Below are 22,036 nucleotides of genomic sequence, written 5' to 3'. Positions count from 1 at the left end.
GCTGTGCTTTCAGGTGAGCCTCCGCTGTCAGGCAGCATCAGCCTGACGTAATAATTCCTGGGTGAAGGCGCGAACGTCTTTGGTCTGTTCGATAAAACCGGTCAGGCTGTTGCTGAAATGCTGCTCATCGGATTTATCCAGCGGCAGTACATGACACAGGCAGAGGTTGTCGCGTTCATCGACTGCCAGCCAGCAACCCTGCATGGCGCTGATTTCAAAGTTAAGTAACAACAGTTTGCGCAGTTTTTGCGGCGACACGTCACTGGACAGTGTTAAGAGCGAGCAGTGAAAAATAGCGCTGTCGCTATGATCCGGTACTTCAATCACCGTCACTTCCTGATCTTCTGCGTCGTACAGCGCACAAACCCCGTCTTTTAGTTGCAGTGATGCACGGATACTGGTGCCAAAATGCTGAATAAATTGGTTGGCTTTGAGTTGGTGAGGAGTCATGGTCAATCCCTGCCAGTGGTACTGAAAAGTGAGTGACGGCTGTGGTCACTGTCTGGCTGAGTGGACTGCGTTGTCGGGGAAGTTCCCTGATGCTCTCATTGATCTGTCAGGCGGGATGATAAATCACTGACGCTTGTAGGACTCAATCAGCTTGCGCGTGTCGTCATTGTGATCGACTACCCCCTGATGTTGTTGCTGCCACTGTGCGGCGCGCATTTCCTGTGCTTTTTGCTGATGCTCCAGAGCATCTGCCATGAGCAGAATCTGCTGCAGCTGGAGCTGTCGACTGCCGTGGCGTTCATCCGCAGTGATAGTGGTGTGCTGTTGTTGCTGCACGCACTGCTGATGAAAGCTGCGCAACTGATGCTGAAGTTTTTCCAGTTCGGCACTGCTCAGATGCTGCGGTACCTTGGTTTTACCGGAGTCAGTACGAAACAGGCCCAGTGCTGCATTAAAAAAACGCTTGATGGGATCTGTCACGACGCTGGCCTGCTTGAGCAATCTGACACTCATGGTGCCCAGCATGCCCGTTCTATTACTGGCCGAGGTTGTGCTCGTTGCGGGGGGCGCTTGGGGTTGCCCCGCTGCCGGATGATGTGGTGCGCATGGTGTGAACTCCCTCTCCCTGGGCCGATACGATGCTCTAACCGCCCGACGTCTCACAATGCACCGGGCAGGGCGCATCGGGCGGACCTAATCCCCTGCTGGGTGGCTGTGAGTGATTGAGAGTTCCTCAATGCGGTGGTCTCAGGCGCAATGTAAACCGCCAGCAGGGAACCCCGAGCCGTCACGGCGCCACAGACAACCTGATTATCTGGTTGTTGGGGCATTATTGAATGCAGTGGCTGAAGCCTGTTCAGTCTGTCAAAGGGAAGGGCAGATCTCTGATTCGCAGGATAGGGATTGTCTGGGTGCTGTTAATGAGCTGTCTGCCTTATACAGGCTGGGCGGCACTAGCCAGCAAGCCTTTTGCCAGTCAGGTGTCGGCTACGCCCAAGGTTATGCTGCTGTTGTCCAAGGCGCATGAACTGTTCAAGAAGGCCTACCCTGACTACACCGACCTCAATGGTGATGGCGCGCTGGACACGACCTACGACAACAGTATTACCTATGACGGTTATTTCAATTCCGCGCTTTGCTACACCTACGATGGCACTATGTTCACGCCATCGGCAGCCGCCAGCAATCATCTGTGTTCAGGTGCCTGGAGTGGCAACTTCCTCAACTGGGGCACCATGTCGAGGATGGACCTGATTCGTAAGGTACTCTACGGTGGCCGTCGCTACAGTGATCCTACTGCCAGGGGATCATACACCGTACTTGAACGTGCCTTTCTGCCGGACGATGTGCATGCCTTTGCCAAGGTGTTCCGCAGTACTAGTAGCGTCGCCGTCAGTCAGGTGTCACCGTATTCGCAAACGGCCATCACCCTGTGTAATGCATCCGATGTGTGGACACTGGAAACGCGCGGCAGCAAAAGGTATCCACCCGCCAGTAAAAACGCCCCCCTGATTCATGTGGCCAAGGGCGCGTGGCCATTCTGGGCCACACAGGAAAGCCGTCAGTGTCAGTATGCCGGCGGGGAGCAGCCAAGCAGCAGCGATAAAATCAGCAGCAGTTCACCGTTCAAAGCACGGGTGCAGGTATGCAATGGCGGGCTGGATAACCGCAGTGGCTACTGTGAGCAATATCCCTCCGGCACGATCAAGCCGGTGGGGTTGCTGCAGCGTTATGGAGAGACTGGCCAGATCGAGTTTGGTCTCATCAGTGGCAGCTATTACAAATACAAAAAGGGCGGAGTGTTGCGTAAGCCGCTTGAGGCATTCAACACCACCGACAGCAGCGGCACCGAAACAGATACCGACACTGGCGTGCTGCTGAAGACCGACAAGAACACCAGTATGGGAACGAATGACCGGTCAATCATCGGCATTCTCGACAGTCTGCAGATCATTGGCCGTGATGACAGCTCCTACGTGACGTACAGCTGCGGCTGGAACGGCGGCAAGGACAACGACGGTGATTGTGTCGACTGGGAGAACCCACTGGGTGAAATGTATCTGGAGGCGCTGCGCTATCTGACCATCGACGATGAAAGTCAGCGTACCCCGTCATCTGACTTTGCCATTGGCAGTAATGACCAGACCTACTTCACTCTCAATTTGTTCCGCTCCACCAGCTGGGGGGCTGACCCCTGGCCTGCGGCAGAGCGTTGTGCCAGCTGCTCGATACTGATTCTGTCTTCCGGGGTGAATACCTACGATGCCGACCAGATGTTTCAGGATGACAACTTCGCCGGCTTATCCATCAACGCCGCTGATCTGAAAAGCTATATCGACAAGATCGGTAATGCTGAAGGCATTAACGGTGGCACCTACCTCATCGGTGAAGCCAGTGGTGGCACCAGCAAGCGCTGTGACAGTAAAACCATCACGGCCTTATCGGCGGCCAGAGGCATTTGCCCTGATGCCCCGGCAGCACAGGGTAGCTATGGACTGGCCGGGCTGGCGTATTACGCCCATACCCAGGATTTGAAAACAGCGACAGGCTTCGACGACAGCCAGACTGTCAAAACCTATGGCGTGGCTTTATCGGAAGCACTGCCGCTGTTTTCTTTCAAGACCGATTCTGGCTCAGTCACGCTGGTGCCGCGTTGCTACAACCAGTCAGGTGGCAACGACTGCAGTATGAATGATGTGGTCATTGCCGAGCAGCAGTTTGACAGCAAGGGCAATATCAGCCATATGCGCTTTTTCGTCGCCTGGGAAGACGGCGTAAAGGGCGGTGACTATGACATGGATATGGTCGAGGAGTTTGACGTCTGTGTCGGCACTGCCTGTAGTGACGGAGCGACTGCCAGCAATCAGTTGAAAGTAACGGTAGGAGTACCGTACCGGGTGACCTCTCAGACGGTGACCGCCGGGTACCTGGTGATAGGTTCCACCGCCAGCAGTGCTGAGCAAAACGTGGTAACGGTCAGTACCACCGTCAAGGACTGGGTAAACCTCAATACCTACACCAGCAAGTATTCCGATGGCGATGCTTCAACCACGCCGAGCTATGCCTACGGCACTTCACGCTTTGTGGCTGCGGCTTCCAGTGCTATCACCACGCCACCTTCACCCTTGTATCTGGCTGCCAAATACGGTGGCTTTAATGATCACAATGGTGATCTGCTTCCTGGTAGCCGAGATGAGTGGGACAAAGACGGCGACGGCTCACCGGACAGCTATTTCAAGGTCAACAACTTCAGTGAGCTGGCTGATTACCTGAACGATGTCTTCTCCAGTGTGGCTACCAGTAACGGTTATACGCCACCGATTTCCAGCAGCAGTGCGGTGCGTGATGGCAGCTATATCTTTGTCTCTACGTATGACAACACCTATTCGTGGAACGGTGATCTGGTGGCGTATCAGTTCAATGACAGCCTGATACTCAACAAAAAGTGGAGTGCTGCTACTCAGCTGGAAAACATGAGCGAGTCGAGCCTGTCCAGCTCCCGACAGCTGCTGAGCTGGGATAATGAGAATCTGAAAGGTGTGGCATTCCGGTCGGGCAATACGACCTGCGGCAGTGATCAGACCATGCTGAACTGCGCGCAGCTGACCCGGCTGATTGCGGGGCAGACGGTGTCTGGCAATGCGGCTACGGTGCAGCAACGCGCTATCGAGTACCTGCGTGGCAGTCATACTCAGGAGGTGGATCGGGGTGGGGTGTTTCGCAACCGCAAAACTAAAGAAGGCAAAACTACCCGACTGGGGGATATTGTTGACTCGGTGCCTGTCTATGTGGGCCCCCCCAACTTTGGTTATGCCGATGCCCTTGAAGGCAGCAGCCACCTCTACAGCCGTTTCCGTAGCAGTCACAGTGACCGCAGTGGCATGGTCTATGTCGGCGCCAATGATGGTTTACTGCATGGCTTCAGTGCTGCCACCGGCAAGGAAGTGTTCGCCTATGCACCAAATGCAGCGCTGGATGCCATGGCCGCCATGCTGGACCCTGACTATGACAGTGACCACAGCAACGATCAGCATCAGTACTCGGTGGATGGCTCGCCAACGATTGTCGATGCCTTCTTCAATAATGACTGGCACACGGTACTGACCGCCGGGATGCGTGCTGGCGGCAAGGCAGTGTTTGCACTGGATGTCAGCTCGCCTGGGTCCGTCAATGAAAGCAATGCCAGCCAGCGTGTGCTGTGGGAGTACGATGAAGCCGTCGATAAAGCCTTGTTCGCCGATGCCAGCTCTCCTTCCACGTTGGGGTACACCTTCTCCAAACCTGCGGTGATCCGCCTCCATAACAACCGCTGGGCTGTTGCCTTTGGCAACGGCTACGAAAGCAGTGCTGGCAGCGCGGTGCTCTATCTGGTGTATCTCGATGCCATGCAGGATCACCGCTGGAGCAAGACCGATGTGGTACGCATCGATACCAGTACCGTCAGTGGTATTGCCTCGAGTGCCAAAACGGGCAATGGTCTGTCTAATATCGCGCCAGTGGACTACGACGGCGATGGCAACGTGGACTACATCTACGCAGGTGATCTGAAAGGCAATCTGTGGAAGTTTGATCTGCGCTCCAGCGATAGCCGTGACTGGCAGGTGGCGCAGAATGCACCGCTGTTTGTTGCGACTACCACGGCCAGTACAAATACGGTTCAGCCAATCTTTGCGCAGCCAGAGCTGGGCTTCACCCGTCAGGGGCTGATGGTCTATATCGGTACCGGCAAGTATCACGATGTGGGCGACAATCTGGCGAGTAACATTACCGCCAACAGTCTCTACGGCATCCGTGATGACAGCATGAGCAACAGCAGCTTCAGCTTTCCTGTCAGCCGCACCCGTCTGACGGCACAGAGTTTCACCACATACAGCGAAAGTGGCAGTACTTACCGGCAGATCAGCAGTAATGCAGTCGGCAGTTATGGCTGGCGGCTGGATCTGGACAGCAGTGCCGGGGAGATGGTGATCAGCACACCATTGCTGCGGCGTGGGCGCATTATCTACTCCACCCTGATTCCTAACCCCAATCAGTGTGGCGCCAAGGAGTACGGCTGGCTGATGGCTCTGAAGGCTAAAACCGGTGGCGGGCATAACTCGCCCATCATGGACACCAACGGTGATGGTGCCATAGACAGCCATGACTCCAATGCAGCAGGCGTACTGAATAAAGACTCGACCGGTGCGCTGATCATGGACAGTGGTAAAGGGGCAGTGTCCGCTTACGCATCGGATGGCAGCGGTGGCCTGAAGGAATACCAGATTGGTGAGGAGACTTATCGTACGGGTAGGGTGAACTGGAAGGAGGTTTATCCTGGCCAGTAAGGTGCGTACTGGTCTGCACTGTCTATCGTGCCAACCTTGTCTGAACTGCGGGAACTGAACGGCTCACAGGACACTTAATAACTAAGTCAGTGTAGTAGCACTGACTCAGGTAACAGGGTTCCCGTGAGCCTGTTTCAGACCTTGTAGCAGAAAAGTGATTCTCCCCATGACAGCAGGAATCCATTGGCCTCAGGCGCGTGCACTGATGGCTGCACTGGTGTTTGTACCTGCAGCGGGCCAGGCAGCATCCTGGCAGGACTGGCAGTTTAACGGATTTGGTACTCTGGGCGGTGTTTATCACCATGAAGACGGCCTTGAGTATCGTCGTGATGTAACACAGCCACACGGTGCCCAGAGCGGCAAACTTGACCTGTCTGTAGACTCCAGCCTGGGCGGCCAGCTCAGTGGTCCACTGACAGACAAGCTGTCGGCCACATTGCAGCTGGTCAGCAAACTCAACGACAGTAATAACTGGAGTCCCCGGCCCACCTGGGCTTTTCTCAAGTATCAGTTTGAGGGCGACAGTAGTGTGCGGGTAGGACGACTGTTGCTTGATTTGCAGATGCGTAGTGACAGCAATGGTATTGGCTATGCCAACACGCCCATTCGGCCGGCGCTGGAAATGTACGGCAATATTCGCCCCGAGGTGTATGACGGTGTGGATGTCACACTGGTACGTCCGCTCGGGCAGGGGCTTGGCCGCGTTAAACTGATGGCAGGTGATCTGTACGGCGATTTGACGCTGGCTCCCGGTACTGTCCTTGATATGCGTCACAAGCCTTTTGTCAGTGCTTATGTGGAGTATCAGCAGGGCGCCTGGACCGGGCGCTTCAGTGCTCGCCATCTGGCGATGGGAGATGCCACCGGAGCGGCTGAGCTGCGCGATGTGCTGCGTCAGGCGGGGGCCGCTGATGCGGCTGCGGTGCTCGATAGCGCCAACCAGACCATTAACTTCTATGGCCTCGGTGTGGCCTATGATGAAGGCAACCTGCAGGGCAGCGCGCAGTATTCAGTCTGGGGCTACAACACCCGTCTTGGTGGGCCTTATACCCACTCGCTGCTGCTGGAGAGCAGTTACCGGCTGGGCGACCTGCAACCCTATGCCGCCGCCTCCTGGGCCTGGTCAAAACGTGACTACGTGGCCACTGGTCTGGCGGCGGACAATCCGCTCAATCAGGTCGCACTGGCCGTGCAGCAAGGCTTCTTCAGCAACCAGTTCAGCTTCACGCTGGGCAGCCGGTACGAACTGACGCCGCAGCTGGCAGTGAAAGCACAGGTCGACTACCTCGATGTGAAAGACCCGATTGTCCTGCTGGAAACCACGCCCAGTTCGTCTCGGCGCCGTTTCAATGTCTACAGTCTGTCACTTGATTTTGTGTTCTGAGGGGGGAGGCTGGAGCATGTTGATCAAACCATTCGCGTTAGCCTGCCTGATGTGGAGTACCACTGCAGCGGCAACCAGTGCTGTTGCTCCGTCTGGCGGTGATGGACTGGTGGTCGTCGTCAGTACTCAGGCGGCCATTACCCAGCTGGACCGCTATCAGCTCATCAATATATTCATGGGCCGCTATCGTCGACTGCCTGATGGCGGCGAAGCCATCCCTCTGGATATTGGCAAACAGTCCGAACAGAAGGCGCTGTTTTATAAGCAGCTGGTCGGTAAGCCGCTGGCGGACATCAATTCCTACTGGGCACGACTGATCTTTTCCGGCAAGACTCGTCCGCCGCAGCAGGTAGACAGTACCGAACAGGCGTTACAGCAGGTGGCAGATAATCCCACCATGATTGCCTATGTCCAGCGTTCACAGGTGGATGCCCGTTTCAGGATCGTCTATGAGTTTTAAATTATCCGCGTTGCGCAATGCCTGGCGCAGCATCGCCATTCGCACCACCATCATCATTCTCGGTCTGGGCGTCATTCTGTCGTTTGTGTTTGCCTGGCTGGGAGCGCCGCTGCTGTTCAGCTATGAGCAAAAACGCACCCATGACCAGTTTGAAGACATACTGTCCACTGTACAGAGCACGGTCAGCATTGCCTGTTTTACCGGTGACTCCACGCTGGCCATGGAAATTGCGCGGGGCTTGATGACCAATAAGCCGGTAGCCGCCGTCCGTGTGATTAGTGATGACAAGGTCATTGCGGCCTTGCCTGAACTGCAGTCAGGAGAGCGCTGGCCAGCGGCAGAGCCGATCAGCCGGGTGATCCCATCACCCTTTGATGACCGGCAGATGGTCGGGCGTATTGAGCTGGTGCCGGATGAAAGCTTTATCCGCTATCAGGCTGGCATCTACAGCGGCTACATCACCGACTTTCTCAAGCTGCAGATTGTGGTGGTGTCACTGATCGTTGCGCTGGTGGTGGTGCTGTCTATCGTCAGACCGATCAAGCGCATCTCCGATGAACTGCACCATCTGGAAGCAGATCATGGCGAAAGACTGGCGCTGCCTGCAGGCAACGAACACAACGAAATCGGCCGGCTGGCCGAAGACGTCAACGGTCTGATTGGTAAGCTGGTGGGGCTGCTGAATTCGGAGCAGGATGCCCGCCGTGAGCAGGCACTGAGTGAGCGCAAGTTCCGGCTGATCGTCGAGAACGCCGAGCTCGGCATTCTGGTGCTCAACCAGCAGGGCGTGGTGGAGTCACTGAATCCGGCAGTGGAACGTATGTTGTGCTCTAACCATATCGGTATCGGCAGCCAGCTGCCGCTGGATGACTTCATCCGGCAGAAGATCAGTGCAGGCCAGTCGCACCGGGAAGATATTCCGATTCAGGGTAGTGATCGCTGGGTGCAGCTGGTCCTGCACGCGCTGGGTGACGGGCTGACGCTGGGCATCCTGATAGAGATTACCGAGCGTAAACAAAAAGAAGCCCATGCCCTGACCATGGCAGAGCGTGATTTGCTGACCAATACCTATAACCGCCGCGGTGTTGATCACCGTCTGCAGTGGATGTTCAGCCAGTACCAGCAGGCGCTTCGGGACTGGCAGGTGAGTCATAATCAGTTTGCCTTGCCAGAGCCGTCGCCCTTTGCCGTCATGCTGATTGATCTTGACCGTTTCAAACAGGTTAACGATACCTACGGCCACGATGCCGGGGATGAGGTGCTCTGTCAGGTGGTACGTCGCCTGGAGCTGCTGGTCAGGCAGGGCGATGTGATCGGCCGGTTGGGCGGTGATGAGTTTGTCCTGTTACTGCCCGACATGCGCAGCATGCAGGCGGCGGAACAGTTGCGTACGCTGCTGGTGGCCGGAATCTGTGAGCCGATGGTGCTGGCATCCGGTGTGACAGTGGCCATCGGTGCCAGCGTCGGTATTGCCATCGCATCGGTAACCGATGACAGTTCAGCCGTCGTGCTGCAGCGTGCCGATCAGGCTATGTACGGTATCAAGCATCAGCACCATGCGATGGGCAGCCAGTGAATGGCCTTCCCAGCGTAAATGATGCAACAGGCTTGTATCTGGACACAGCCGGTGCCATGCTCGCTGCGCTGTTTTTCTCTGAATTGATAAGGACTCATTATGAAAGGTCATCCTGATGTCATTGCTGCCCTGAATCGCCTGCTGGCCAGCGAGCTGGTTGCGATGGATCAGTACTTTATCCATTCACGTATGTACGAGGATTGGGGACTGACCAAACTGTATGAACGCATCGGCCACGAGATGGACGATGAGCGTGGCCACGCTGACGTGCTGATCAAACGCATACTGTTCCTGCAGGGGCGTCCTGATCTGGTTACCCGCGATCCTATCCGGGTGGGCCATGATGTCCCCAGCATGTTGCGGAATGACCTGCTGCTGGAAGAGGAAGTGGGAGCGGCTCTCAAAGAGGCTATCGCTCTGTGTGAACAGGTTCGTGATTATCAGACCCGCGACCAGTTGCGTCCGCTGCTGGAAGATACCGAAAACGACCATGCCCACTGGCTCGAACAGCAACTGCGTCTGATCGATATGATGGGGCTGGAGAACTACCTGCAGGCTCAGGTGTAACCGCAGACATATCCTCTCCTGCGCTTGAAGGTCACCGCTGACTTTCGGCGCACAGCCGCAAGGCTCTTTATCCAGACCGCATCTTCGCCCTGAGGATGCTGTTTCCTCTGTTGTGCCGGTCTTCACCGGCAGCTCTGTCGTTAACGATCCGTATGTAATTGGACTGAATTGTCGGTCCAGGGTTTGTAATGGCCCTTGGCCGAGCGCGCTACTGTTCGGCCAGGTACTGCTGGCCGTGGCCGGCTACTGCACTGTTTTCTTCCCTGACCTGTTCAGGCTAGGGCGGCTTCTGCGCAGATGCACAGGCGCCGGATAGCCCACGCACACACTCATTGCGGTACATGGCCATGGCCAGTCAGTCAAAGCACTTGCTCGCTGTGCAGTGGATGAGGTCAGTGAAGCATGCCGCTTGCCAATATCGGGCAGCGTCTGCGGAATAGCCACAAAAGTTCGCCACCCAGTCGAGAATACCGATCTCTTGAAGTGAGTTAGATTTTTCCCGGTGGGTGGCGGCTAGTTGTATATATGCGACGTTACTGGAAACGTCGGGTTGTTTAACTAGCGTATTTTGGTATTGGCCATCATGGATAGGTATGGCTGCAATAAATCTACGCTCTGTTTATGCCGGTTTTCCACGGATTGCCAGTGCATATGCCGGAGTCTTCTATTGAGTGGATATGTTTAAAAAAATGAAGTAGTCCATTGCTGACAAAAAATGAAGTGGTTCGCTTCAGGAGGAATGATAAATATGAAAGCTGGCAATAAAAAAATAATATTTGGCTGTAATGTAACACTTGTTGCTTTTGCTCTGGTCGCACCACTCAGTATGAGTGTTCATGCTGATAACAATTTACCCGGACAGGGAATAAAAATTACGCCTGTCTTTGCTAATGTTGGCGAAGAACGCTTTCGGGGCGAAATTGCAATCGCTGGCCTTAAGGCTCTTGGCTACGATGTGCAGGAACCTAAAGAGACTGATTACGCTACTATATTTGAGACTCTTGCTCAGGGGAACGCCGATTTTACTGTGCATATGTGGGATAAATTACATCAGTCTTATTATGAAAAAGCAGGCGGCGACACGGTGCTTATTAAAGTGGGTACTGTGATTCCTAGTGTATTGCAAGGTTACCTGATCGATAAGAAAACAGCCGAACAATATAATATCCACTACCTGACTGATCTGAAAAATCCGGAGTTGGCTAAGCTATTTGACATCGATGGTGACGGGAAAGCAGACCTGACAGGGTGTGATGCTGGCTGGGGATGCCAGCTTGTTATTGATCATCAACTAAAGGCTTATGGCCTGGATGAGACAGTGACCCATCATAAGGGGCCATATTTTGACCTGATGGCGAATACCATTAACAGATACAAAGAAGGAAAACCTGTTCTTTACTACACATGGGTACCTCAGTGGATATCAGGTGTGCTGGTTGAAGGAAAGGATGTTGAGTGGTTGCAGGTGCCTTATGTAAGTCTTCCAGATGGAAAGAATGATGTAGATACCACCTTTCAGGGTAAAAATCTGGGCTTCCCGGTTGATCAGATTAAGGCTGTGATGAACAGGAACTTCGCGAAAAAGAATATCGCAGCTTCTTCGTTCCTTTCCTATTACCTGATTTCGGCAAATGACGAAAGTGCTGAAAATTTAAAGATGCGTAATGGTGAAAACTCTGAGGCAGATATTAAACGTCATGCTGCAGAGTGGATCGGCTCGCATCAGTCACAGTTTGATAAGTGGCTGGAGCAAGCGCGTAATGATGCAATGCTGTTAGCACCTCAATAAAGTGGCTTGATGATTTTTATAGCTCATTGAGCTGTCTGTTCTGGAAGCGTATGCCAGCTAATTATGGATTGTTTAACATTAGCTGGCATTTTTTTTCTGTCTGAAGGTCGTTTTTATTGAGAGGCTATGTTTTTTATTGAGATATTCTGCAGGCAGTATGTGGCTTATCGATAGCCTTTTTGAGCTATAGCTCTGACCTGCAACGCATGATGTATGTGTGTATTTTCTGCATCACTAACGGTTAACGATCCGTACGTAATTGGACTGAATGTATCGGTCCAGCGTTTGTGATGGCCCCGTGCCGCGTGCGGTGATGCGGTACTGTTCGGCACGGTCCTGCTGGCCGTGTCCGGTCACCGCACTGTTTTCTTCCTTGAACTGCTCAGGCTCTGGCAGCTCTTCAATGATGTAGAGCGGCGCCGTGCTGAGGCGCTTGTCGATGTCAGCCACATCCTTGCCATAGGTGATGGTTTTGCCGTCCTCCTGCCAGAGATTCTGAGTTGTGGTGACCTGCCACTTGGCGGTATCGCTGTCTGTTACCTTGTAGACGCCACTGTTGAGCTTGCTGGTCATCATGGCGTCGTCACTGGCGATGGCCTGCTCGGCCTCACGCAGAGCAGATTCCGCCACGATGCGAGCCAGGTGACTGTCCTCTTTATTGGCCTCCAGCTTCTGACTGAAACTGGCCAGCTTGAAACTGCTGATACCAATCACCACCAGCAGCGTCATCAGTACCAGACTGACCAGCAACGACGCCCCTTTTTGTTGTGCAGGGGAGTGGGCGGGCGCGTGTGCCATCATAGGATTACCTCTAGTCTTCAGTACTGAGAGCTACATTAGGTAGCCAATAGCTGGACTCAAATGCCTGACGCAGGCGCGAGCTGTTGCTGGTGCTTACTGTTGACTCCAGCAGGGTAAAGTCAGGAGCACTGGCACTTAGAGACACCTGTGTGATGGAGCTGATCACCAGCCCCACCCGTACGCCGACAACATAGGGCGATAGCAGCGGGGCGATCTGTAGTTCGGCCGGTGTCAGCCACTGCTCGATACTGCGATCCTGATCGGCATCCACACCAAACAGCAGATGCATATTTTCCACCCCTTCCACCAGCGGCTGTGTGCTGTTTCGGCTGGCGTCACTGTGACCCAGCGTCTGGCAATACAGGGTGCGGCTGGCATCGATAAAGAAGCGCATGGTGACCGTCTCGCTGCTGGAAAGGGTATAGCCGAGACAGTCGAGCAGGGGGTCTTCACTGCTGCCCTGCAGCCGCAGATAAAGTTCATCCGGTGAGCCACTGATGCTGTTGTCAGTACTGACATTGATAACCTGGCCTGCCTCCCATGCCGGGCTGGCACTGCTGTCGGCACTGAACTCAGTGCTCAGGGCGCTGAGTGGCTGGTCGGTATAGCCTGCATGCTCAATCTGCTGACCGAGAATGTTCTGCACATAACGGGCAGTGTCCTGCAGCTCACTGCTGGCAGTGACGCTGGCATAGGTCTGGCGGCCGCTGAGCAGCACATCGGTCGCCGCCAGCACCAGCACGATACCTAGGGCCAGAGAAATCATCAGCTCAATGAGGCTGACCCCCGTCTGGCGATGACATGCAGGTGGCCGGAAGACAGGGCGGCTCATAGCTGTACCACCAGCTGATAGCAGGCCAGACGACTGGCATTGCTGCTCGTGAAGTCGCAATCGGCGGTGGTCGCACCATTGCGCTCTTCATCCCACAGCACCTGTATCTGGTAGAGGCCGTTGACGTTTTTAGTCAGCAGAATACGCCCTGAAGGCAGCTGCTCAGCGGCTGTGCTGCGCCATGTATTTTGCGCGGTCTGAATAGAGCTGCAGCTACTGCTGCAGCCTGACTGACTGCTGTCGAACAGGTAGCTGCTGACATTGGCACGGTCCATTTGCAGGCGGCCTGCTATATCGTCGGCCAGTGCCGACGCGTGCAGGCGCTGATTGACCAGCTGGGACTCGCGCAGGGTATTGAGATGCATGGCGGCTGCACCAAACATGCCTGCAGCCAGTACCAGCAGGGTAATCAGCACTTCAATCATACCGACACCGCCCTGAGAGGCGGGCAGGTGGGGTAGTACTCGTGATGGATGCGATGAATTACAAGCCAAGGCTGTGCACCTGAGTATAACGACACCGAATATCAGCCCTGCTGCACGTTACCAGTAAGCTGACCGTTTACTGCTGATGTAGCCTCAGTGCTGAAGCAAACGGTGCCGTTACGGAATAGCCCTTCGTACATGCAAGGCTGACGACGATGTTCCGGGAATCTTTCTGACCAGCTAAGCGCACGCTGATGCTGACAGAGGCGTCGGTCAGGGCGCCTGCTGAGGCTGCCCTGACAGGGTATGGGTGGGAAGAGAGCTGACGCTGGTTCCGTTATCACCGCAGTCAGACCTTAAAGCGGCCAATCAGAGCATCAAGATTAACGCTCAGGTGAGACACCTGCTCACTGGAGCGGGCAATCTCTGCTACCGCCTGTTCTGTCTGCAGTGAGCTGGCGCTGAGGGATTCCAGATTCTGGCTGATTTCCTGTGCGACCTGCGCCTGCTGTTCGGATGCCGTGGCAATCTGCAGGGTCATCGTGTTGACCTGCTCCACCAGCGTCATGGATTCACGCAGCTGCGCAGCAGTCTGGCTGGCCTGTATCGACAGCTGTTCGGTATTACGCACACTGGCCTGCATTTCCGCCTGAGCCTCCTGTGCTCCCTGTTGCAGTGTGGTGATGATGTGTGTGATGTGCTCAGTCTGGCGCTGTGTATTCTGCGCCAGCGAGCGTACTTCATCGGCCACTACCGCAAAGCCACGGCCACTGTCGCCAGCCCGTGCCGCCTCGATGGCGGCATTGAGAGCCAGCAGATTGGTCTGGTCGGAAATACTCTGAATGCTGACTACTACCGTGGAAATATCGTTGACCCGCGAAGTGAGGATATCGACTTTCTCACCGGATTTTTGCATCACCGCTGCCACGTCATGCAGTACGGCAGCAGACTGGCTGACCTCGGCGACACTGCGGGCTACCTGTTCACTGGTTAATGAGGCGGTGGACGCCACTCGCTGAACATCAGTGGACACCTGCCCGGCTGTCGCGGTCAGCTGCTGCACCGCCGTGGCGATCTGGCTGGTATTGGCATGTTGTTCGTGCATGGTGACGGTGGTTTGCTCAGAAATGGTGGCCAGTTCCTGAGCTGTCGCCGCCTGAGTGGTCGCCGCCTTACTGATTTCACTGACGAGCAGTTTGAGATTGTCAGCCATGCGTGCCATGGCACCGTACACACTGGTGGGGCGGGCTCCACTGAAGTGAACGGAAAGATCATTGTCGGCAATGCGATTGGCAATGGCGCGCATGACTTTGGGCTCGGTACCGAGGGGCGTCAGTATCATGCGTGAAGCGCCGAAGGCGGTCAGTGATATGGCGACAACAGCTAGCAGTAGCACCAGCGCACAGAGCTTGATCAGGGTATCGCGGCTGGCCAGTGCTTCTGCTTTGTCCATCTCGGCGATAATAGCCCACTGCAGTCCCGCAAAGGTGAAAGGGGCGTAGGCAGACAGCACCGGATTACCGTTGTAGTCGCTGATGATCTCTGTACCGCTCTGGCCTCGCAACGCGTTATCTGCTGCACGGGTGTCAACGCTACCCTGATCAGGGTGAAGGAATGAGCCGCTGACGCTGTGATATTGCTGATCCAGATAGGCATCAGAGCGCATCAGATGGTCGGGCCCTACCAGATAGGTCTCTCCGCTTTTGCCCAGTCCCTGACGTTCAGACATGATGCTGTTGAGCTGGTCAATGGGAAACTGTACCGCCAGCACCCCAAGCTTGTTGCCCTGTGCATCAGTAATGGGGGTGGCCATAAAGCCTGCCGGTTCATCGTAAGACGGGGTATAAAGCGCAAAATCAGTCACCGCATACTGCCCTTTGTTCATGCCCATTGCCTGATGAAAGGCAGCGGCCAGGCCAGACTGGGCATAGGGCCCAGACACCAGTGACGTCGCGAAGTCGATCTCTTTGAAGACGGTATAGACCACATCACCCTGCGGGTTAATCAGAAAGATGTCGTAGAAGCCAAGGCGTTGCTGAGCGCTCGACAGATAGGGGTGGATCAGCTGGTGAATCTGGTTGTAGTCGGACTGGCCAGCGGCGGTGAGCAGTTTGTTCTTTTCGCCCACCGGGTTGGGATTGCTGGCAATGTAGTTGAACTGCAGCCAGGTGGTGGTCGGCGATAACTTGCTGAAAAGGGTGTCGACAGCCTGCTGGCTGGCATGGTCATTGTGCTGCTGCCAGAAGTGCAAAAACTGAGTTGAATAGAACTGCTTCAGGCTGCTTTGTGACGTGCTGAGCTCGTCAGCGCTGGGGACGGCAGCCTGATAGGCTTTATCGAGCTGAGGGTATTCCTCCTGGACCTCGTGGCTGTCTGCCAGAAGCAGCATATTAGCCACCAATGCCTGCAGGTAGTCCTCTGCAGCGGCTGACTTGCTGGCTCTGATTGAGGTCAGCTGCTGGAACGTCTGCTGCTGCAGGGCATGGGCGGAATACCAGCTGGCGATGCCGGTCAGCAGCAGACTGGGAATCACACCCACGAGGAAAAGAATCAGCGTTATCTTGCGTTTGAAGCCCATGATCCGTGTCTTGCTTAGTTTCTTTTAGTGATGTTAAGACCCGACAGCAATCACGCATTTGTGCCTATATCAGCGCGAATGCGTGCAGGCGACCGCAGAAACCTCATCTGCGGCGCTAAGCTGCCTTGCCTCCAAAAAGTGACAGGAGTTCACTAGTGCGGTGGTGAATACACCCGGGCTGAGAAACGAGCCGCTATGGCTGCCTTTACCCTGAGGTGCCACCGTATGGTGCTGCTATGCTGGGTGCAGTTCCGCTCCGCTGAGGGTTATATCCCGGTCGCTGCTGAGTGGCGACCGGGGGCGTTGGGTTCCAGATGCCACTAACTGCGCATTTCCAGCCCCTCCGCTTTCAGCCCGTGCAGGGCCGTGGTCAGGTTATTGCGATGGCGTACCACATCACCTTCGATGGTGTAGCCACGGGGTGAACTCTGGTCACTGCCGTATTTGAAGTTGACCTTGCCCAGCTGCTTCTGCAGCACCACGGCGGCATTGCTGGTGCCACCAACGATGACTGAGGGCGGGGTAATACCTTCTTTCTTTGCCACGATTTCCGACACCTCGATGCTGGCAATCCGCCGGTTGGCCGGATCCATCAGCAGCCGGGCAATATCTTCACCATGCAGGGTACCGCCTACCAGTGCCTGTTCGGCTTTTTCCCGTGCGGCGTCGGTCAGTTCGATGGCGATGGTTGCCAGACCATTGGCGTTGTGCTGCAGGGAAGTAAGCATGTCATGAAGGGCCGGATCTCTGGCCATGAACTCGTGTATCTGTCTGGCCGTCGAGGGCTGGTCGCCGGGTTTTAGGTGGGCCAGCAAATTATCCAGCAGGCTGTCATGGTCGATACGGCCGAGGTTGGTGTGAAACGCCATGTAGTTGGCACCGCCCAGCACCAGACCGTGTTTGTCGCTGGCTGCAAGCTCCATGCTGGCCTTGTGCAGCTGACGCAGCGCCGCGTACTGGTCATCGTTGACGGCAGCTGAACGTTGCAGCAGGGGTTGCAGGGCTTCCAGCTGGGTTTCCAGCGTGGCCAGCCCTTTGGCTGCCCGCAGTAACTGTTGGGTGCTGCTGTCCTTGAAATGCTTCTCCAGGCTATCGAATACATCTTTAACCGTCGTGGAGTTGACCGGCTCCGCCTGTTTGATGGTGACTTCTGTCTGTTTCAGTGTCACGGAGTCGACGGTCAGGCCCACAGAGGCGCTGGCCGAGCCAAAAATCGGCAGGGTACCTACGGTGTTGCCGCGCTCATCTTTCTGATCCAGCACTATGCCTGCGGCAATGCCCATATTGATGTTGGCATTGGCGGTATTCAGCAGGCGCATACGGTTGTCGCTGGTCCACTGGTTTTCCGAGTGCTCATTGCGGGTGGTCTGGCGCTCCCGGGTCGCGGAGGCCAGATTGACGGAAAGTGCGGGCACCGCGATGCTGACCCTGAAAATGGCGCCGGGGTTACTGCCTGCTTCGGTAAGGTCGAAACCTGCCCGCAGCTCCAGCGCCAGATTAGCATCGCCGCTGGCGGTCCAGCGGCTGCCCTCGCGAGTGCTGTGCTCAGTCCCCATCTGCAGCAACTGCAAGGGTGTCAGTTCACCGCTGGTCAGTCTGGCAACGAAGTCAGGAATCTGGTGTTCGCCGAGGGTGAAGTTAACGGCATTGAGCTGAGTGTGCTGCACGGAGCCGCTGACGCTACCACCCAGGCGCAGATCGGGGCTGAGCTTGCGGTCGTGGCCGATGTCGGTTTTGAATACATCCGGGTTTTTGTGGCCTGACAGTTTGGGCATGAAGTCATAACCGGTACCGAGGCCGACGGTGCCTTTCTTGCCATGTTCGTTCTCGATGCTGAAGGTAATGCCCTGATCCGTACGCAGGCAGATCATATTGAAGCCATGGCTGACCCCCATACTGCCGTTGGGCACCAGCGGTATGCTGATTTTTTCTGGCAGTGCCGGCACATAGGCACTGCCTGCGGCGCCACCATAACCACGGACGAAGGTCAGGAGTTCACCTGGTTCCAGTTCCAGCAGGGCATTGCTGAGGTGCGCTGTCAGCTGCTCCTGACTGCCCGCGCTGAAGACCGTTTTAGCGGTCATGTTGAGGCCATGATCTTCCTTTTTGAAACCATTGAGGAAGGTTTTGATGGCATCGTAGCTGTTCTCCAGCGCCTTATGATTGATGAAGCCCATGTCGGTAAACTGCTTGACGGGGTTATGGGCGTACTGACGGTCACGCAGCTGCGACAAATCCTTCTCCAGCGTCTGCAGCTGATCCGGGTTGTGCGGATGGCCCGACAGCAGCTCCAGCTTGTCGACCAGCTGGTGCAGCTCCTGCAGGGTAAGGGTGTCCAGTGCCAGACGCGCCTTGCTCAGGGCGGTCCGGTCATTGATATCACGCTGACGGCCAAGGGGGATGTCTGTTTTCTGGTGGCTCATGTCGACTTTCAGCCGGACAAAGGCATCCAGCAGCCGGGCGGTACGGCTATCGGCACTGGGTGCAGCGGCCTGCCAGGCCGTATGCAGCTCCTCGCTGAGGTTGTGACTGGAACGATTAAGATTGAGGCTCTGCTTAATCGCCTTGGTGTGGGAAGGCCGGTACGACTCGTTGACATTACCGTGCTGGTCCAGCACACCCTGACGGCGGCCAAGTGTAATCAGCTGTTTCTCAGCACTGTGTTCCAGCTCTGTCGTGAAGTGATCGAGTGCCGCCAGCAGAGGTTGTCCGGCAGAGCCCAGCTGCAGGGTTGCCAGCCGGCTGCGCAGATCCTGCGGCTGAGGCGGTGTGTCGCCATTGCCTGTAACAAGCTGACGACCACCGGCAGAAGCACGCTGGGTATTGCCTGCCTCAAGCTGCTTGAACAGGGCATGCTCCATTTCATACAGCGGCTTAAGACCTTCACGTCCCTGCCACTGATGCTGTACAGCATACGCCATGGCTTTGATGGGTCGTGGCGTTTCCAGTGTGGGCTTGAACAGGTGGGCGCGCAGTTTGTCGAGAAAACGGCTGCTGATCCGGCTTTCGAGGTTGGTGACCCCTCCGGCATGGGCTTCAAAGCGCGCTGTTGCACCGGTATTGCCTATTTTTTTACCTTTGTCAGCTTTGCGCAGACGCTCATAAGTTGCCTGCAGGCTGCCGCTGACCGCTGGTGTGGCAGGTGCAGTGAATTCACCGGCGTCGGTCAGCTGCTGCCAGCTGCCTTCTGCAGTGCGGGCCTGCACACCGTACTGGGGGCTCAGCCTCAATTGCTGCAGTGTCTGTCCATCCGGTAGCGGCTGCCACGATTGCTGCTGACGGTTAGCGATGGCGGGCTTCCACGCCTGCTCAGGCAGCCTGAACAGCCCCTCATCAGTCAGTGCGAACAGGGTCAGATTCTTATCCAGCAACAGCTGTTTGGGCTGGCCTGTTAAACCTTCGGTATGGATGGTCTGTGGCGGATGCAGCTGGCGCTGGGTGCCGGGGACCAGATTATGAAATGCCAGCTGGCCATCACGATCAGCACAGACGTACTGGTTACTGTTAATGACCGCCATGGCTGTCAGCTGCTGGTCTTTACCTGTGCCAGCCAGCTCTGCCCCCAGCGTCGGTTTATTGCGCAGATGGGGCAGGGCAAACACGTTATCGTGGTTATGACTGACGGTGGCGGAGCTCTGACTAATGTTGAGTTTCTTTACTTTGCCTTCGTGCAGCACGTAGGCCTGACCATCCAGCCCCTGTTGCAGGCTGTCGATATTGCTTTCCGCTGCTTTCCAGGTAGCGGTGCTGTTGTCTTTGTACAGCAGGGTGCCTTCGCGCAGGGCGTGTTGCCCCAGTCTGCCAAGATCGACGACATCGTTTTCCGCGGGCAGCAGAGGGTCGAGGCCCAGTCGGTTATCAATAACCAGACTGTCGGAGAGGTTCCAGCCGGGCTTGAAGGTTTTACCGTCGTTGTCCAGCGGGCAGGCATGCAGCTGCTTGAAGCGATCCTTCACCAGCGCTGTCAGTGAGCCCTGGGCGTCAGTCATAAATCCTTCGATATGTGCGCCATGACCAAAAGCGGCTGTCAGCAATGGCTGGGGCAGGCAGTGCATATGCAGTTCTGTTTCACCGGCTTGTGGCACACGGGCGTTGAACAGCTGGCCATGGCTGTCGGCGATAAAGACCTGCCGCCCGTGCAGACCCACCGCCAGTCCTTCCACCTGCTGGCCATGCTGATCATCGCCCCCGGTGGTTTTGATGGTAAGGACCTGACTTTGGGTGTCGTCGACCTTACTGCGCAGTTCAAGGCGGTTGAGATCGTCATGATGGCTGAGTAACGCCAGTTGCCCCTGCTGATTGACCGCATAGGAGCGCAGGGGAAGCGCCAGAGGTTCGCTGTTGGTCTGGTCGGTGAGATTGAGCAGGGTATTGCCATCTTTGATGGCATACAGCTTGCCATCCGCCGCGCCAGCCAGTTGTGAGTGAGCAGCGTCACTGCTGCGCTGCCAGATCGACAGCGCAGGTTCATGCTGGAACAGCTTGCCGTCCTGCAGGCGTAGCAGATTACCCTGTTCATCACTGTGGACGCCGGTTAGCTGAGCCCGATAGCTGCTGTCAGGCAGATGCACCAGCTGTGGTGCCGCCGCGGGTAAACGGGGATTGCCTGCAGGCAGGCTAATGGCCAGACTTTCGCTGCTGGCGCCCGGTGACAGTGTGACCTTGCTTTTATCGCCAGAAGTGGCCCTGCTGTGCTGTGACGGGGCATCCAGCAGTGGTCGACTGGAATGCAGCGCGAGATAGCCGGTTGGCGTACTTTCAAGATGGAACAGACGGCCCAGATGGTCGAGCAGCTGATGACTGTCCTGTGCTTCGGTCTGATGATGAGCGAGATAGTGTTGTGCTTTGGCGCCGAGGGTTTCCTGCAGCAACGGGCGTAGATGTGTTGGTGTCTGTTCGTTAATGACCAGCTTGCCGTGCTGGTCAAGGCTGAGGTCTATGGGCTGGGTAGCGGCTTGGGGAGGTTCAGTCGCGCTGTCGGCGTGCAGTGGAGGGGGGAGCGGGGACGATGGAGGCTCACTGGAGTCTGCATTCTGAAGGATATGATTAAAAACCTGCTCCAGGTCATGATGGCCAGATTCTTCTGTGGTGCTGTGTGAGCTGCCGTGTTCGGTGTTTACCGGCGAGGTGTGCTTGGTGGCCTCATCGGAGTGGCTTGCCGTGGCGCCGCCGTTATTGTCATTCGGGTCGGCCGCAAACAGCGCCTGCAGGGAATTGCTTTTTAGCGGAGGAGCGTCCATCGTCCCATTCAGTATGCGCTGACGGGTATCCATCCAGTTCTTTTGCACCTGAGCCCGTTCTGCCGCTGTCGGCTGCTCGTGATCTTCACTATGCAGGGCAATGGTATGGCGTTCAGTCGGGCTGGTTTTTGATGAGGAAGGGATCAATCCACAGCTCAGTCGGTTCAACAGTCCCTTACCCGGTGTCCTATGCGATGTGGACGGCTGTTCAGTGCCCGGTGAAGCAGTTGTGTTGTCTTTCGTGCCGGATATGCCGTGCCGGTTTGATGAAGAGGAACGGGTAGGGTGTTTGCTTTTGCCGGGCAGCAGCGACTTCAGGCTAAAACGGCGCTTGTTGTGTTTAGCTGGGGAGGTGCCATCCGGTGAGTGCTGTGTCTGGTGCAGGTTCTCAGGTAGAGGTAGCGTCCCACCGGTCGCTGCCAGTGACGTAGTGCTGCTTTGCCTGCTCAGTACAGGGGAGGCGATCTGCCTGATGGAAGAAGCTGAGGTGTCCGAATGGACAGACAGACTGTCTGAGACGCTGCGGGAGGTGGTTCCCTGAATTTCCATTATTTCATCCTGATATTGACAACATAGAAGTCATATCAGGGTGGCTCGCTTACCCTGGCTC

At 55.9% G+C, this 22,036-nt stretch carries 13 protein-coding genes; 6 read left to right on the top strand and 7 right to left on the bottom strand.

Annotated features, from left to right (window positions below; genetic code table 11):
- Positions 1–27: 27 nt before the first annotated feature.
- Both QCD60_RS24420 and QCD60_RS24415 read right to left on the bottom strand, forming a co-directional pair.
- Complete coding sequence (locus QCD60_RS24420) at positions 28–450, bottom strand: type III secretion system chaperone (RefSeq protein WP_279789324.1); 423 nt, start codon at positions 448–450, stop codon at positions 28–30.
- 123 nt (positions 451–573) lie between these two features.
- The gene (locus QCD60_RS24415) at positions 574–963 is read right to left on the bottom strand and encodes a hypothetical protein (RefSeq protein ID WP_279789322.1); all 390 of its coding nucleotides are present in this window, start codon (positions 961–963) and stop codon (positions 574–576) included.
- Between the two features lie 407 nt (positions 964–1,370).
- On the opposite strand from QCD60_RS24415, the gene QCD60_RS24410 reads away from it, so the two are divergent.
- The 6 genes from QCD60_RS24410 to proX all read left to right on the top strand — a co-directional run bounded on the left by QCD60_RS24410 (position 1,371) and on the right by proX (position 11,550).
- A complete protein-coding gene (locus QCD60_RS24410) occupies positions 1,371–5,774 on the top strand; it encodes a PilC/PilY family type IV pilus protein (RefSeq protein ID WP_279789320.1) in 4,404 nt (1,467 codons plus the stop codon).
- 166 nt (positions 5,775–5,940) lie between these two features.
- The gene (locus tag QCD60_RS24405; protein ID WP_279789318.1) at positions 5,941–7,158 is read left to right on the top strand and encodes a hypothetical protein; all 1,218 of its coding nucleotides are present in this window, start codon (positions 5,941–5,943) and stop codon (positions 7,156–7,158) included.
- Positions 7,159–7,174: 16 nt separating this feature from the next.
- On the top strand, positions 7,175–7,618 hold the full coding sequence (locus QCD60_RS24400) for a hypothetical protein (RefSeq protein WP_279789316.1): 444 nt from the start codon (positions 7,175–7,177) through the stop codon (positions 7,616–7,618).
- A complete protein-coding gene (locus tag QCD60_RS24395; protein ID WP_279789314.1) occupies positions 7,608–9,194 on the top strand; it encodes a sensor domain-containing diguanylate cyclase in 1,587 nt (528 codons plus the stop codon). The genes QCD60_RS24400 and QCD60_RS24395 overlap by 11 nt, the downstream gene beginning before the upstream one ends.
- A 99-nt stretch (positions 9,195–9,293) precedes the next feature.
- Entirely contained in the window at positions 9,294–9,761 is a 468-nt protein-coding gene (gene bfr / locus QCD60_RS24390) for a bacterioferritin (protein WP_279789312.1), read from the top strand.
- 748 nt (positions 9,762–10,509) lie between these two features.
- Positions 10,510–11,550, top strand: a complete 1,041-nt coding sequence (proX, locus tag QCD60_RS24385) for a glycine betaine/L-proline ABC transporter substrate-binding protein ProX (RefSeq protein ID WP_279789310.1) — start codon at positions 10,510–10,512, stop codon at positions 11,548–11,550.
- A 234-nt stretch (positions 11,551–11,784) separates the two neighbouring features.
- Here the strand turns inward: proX and QCD60_RS24380 are convergent, their stop codons facing one another.
- The 5 genes from QCD60_RS24380 to QCD60_RS24360 all read right to left on the bottom strand — a co-directional run bounded on the left by QCD60_RS24380 (position 11,785) and on the right by QCD60_RS24360 (position 21,975).
- Positions 11,785–12,351, bottom strand: coding sequence for a hypothetical protein (locus QCD60_RS24380; protein ID WP_279789308.1), 567 nt, complete (start codon positions 12,349–12,351; stop codon positions 11,785–11,787).
- A gap of 10 nt (positions 12,352–12,361) precedes the next feature.
- Positions 12,362–13,183 carry a PilW family protein gene (locus tag QCD60_RS24375; RefSeq protein ID WP_279789306.1) on the bottom strand — a complete coding sequence of 274 codons (822 nt, stop codon included), beginning with the start codon at positions 13,181–13,183 and terminating at the stop codon, positions 12,362–12,364.
- Positions 13,180–13,677 (bottom strand): type IV pilus modification protein PilV, encoded by a 498-nt coding sequence (gene pilV / locus QCD60_RS24370; protein ID WP_279789304.1) that lies wholly within the window; start codon positions 13,675–13,677, stop codon positions 13,180–13,182. Before pilV ends, QCD60_RS24375 begins: the two co-directional genes overlap by 4 nt.
- 280 nt (positions 13,678–13,957) lie before the next feature.
- Positions 13,958–16,186 (bottom strand): methyl-accepting chemotaxis protein, encoded by a 2,229-nt coding sequence (locus tag QCD60_RS24365; RefSeq protein WP_279789302.1) that lies wholly within the window; start codon positions 16,184–16,186, stop codon positions 13,958–13,960.
- A 320-nt stretch (positions 16,187–16,506) separates the two neighbouring features.
- The gene (locus tag QCD60_RS24360) at positions 16,507–21,975 is read right to left on the bottom strand and encodes an AvrE-family type 3 secretion system effector (protein ID WP_279789300.1); all 5,469 of its coding nucleotides are present in this window, start codon (positions 21,973–21,975) and stop codon (positions 16,507–16,509) included.
- Positions 21,976–22,036 lie beyond the last annotated feature (61 nt).

It is taken from the genome of Pokkaliibacter sp. MBI-7 (genome assembly GCF_029846635.1).
In the GTDB taxonomy this organism is placed as follows: domain Bacteria; phylum Pseudomonadota; class Gammaproteobacteria; order Pseudomonadales; family Balneatricaceae; genus Pokkaliibacter.
Note: the sequence above shows the minus strand (reverse complement) of the source record. Positions and strands in the feature narration are given on the sequence as shown.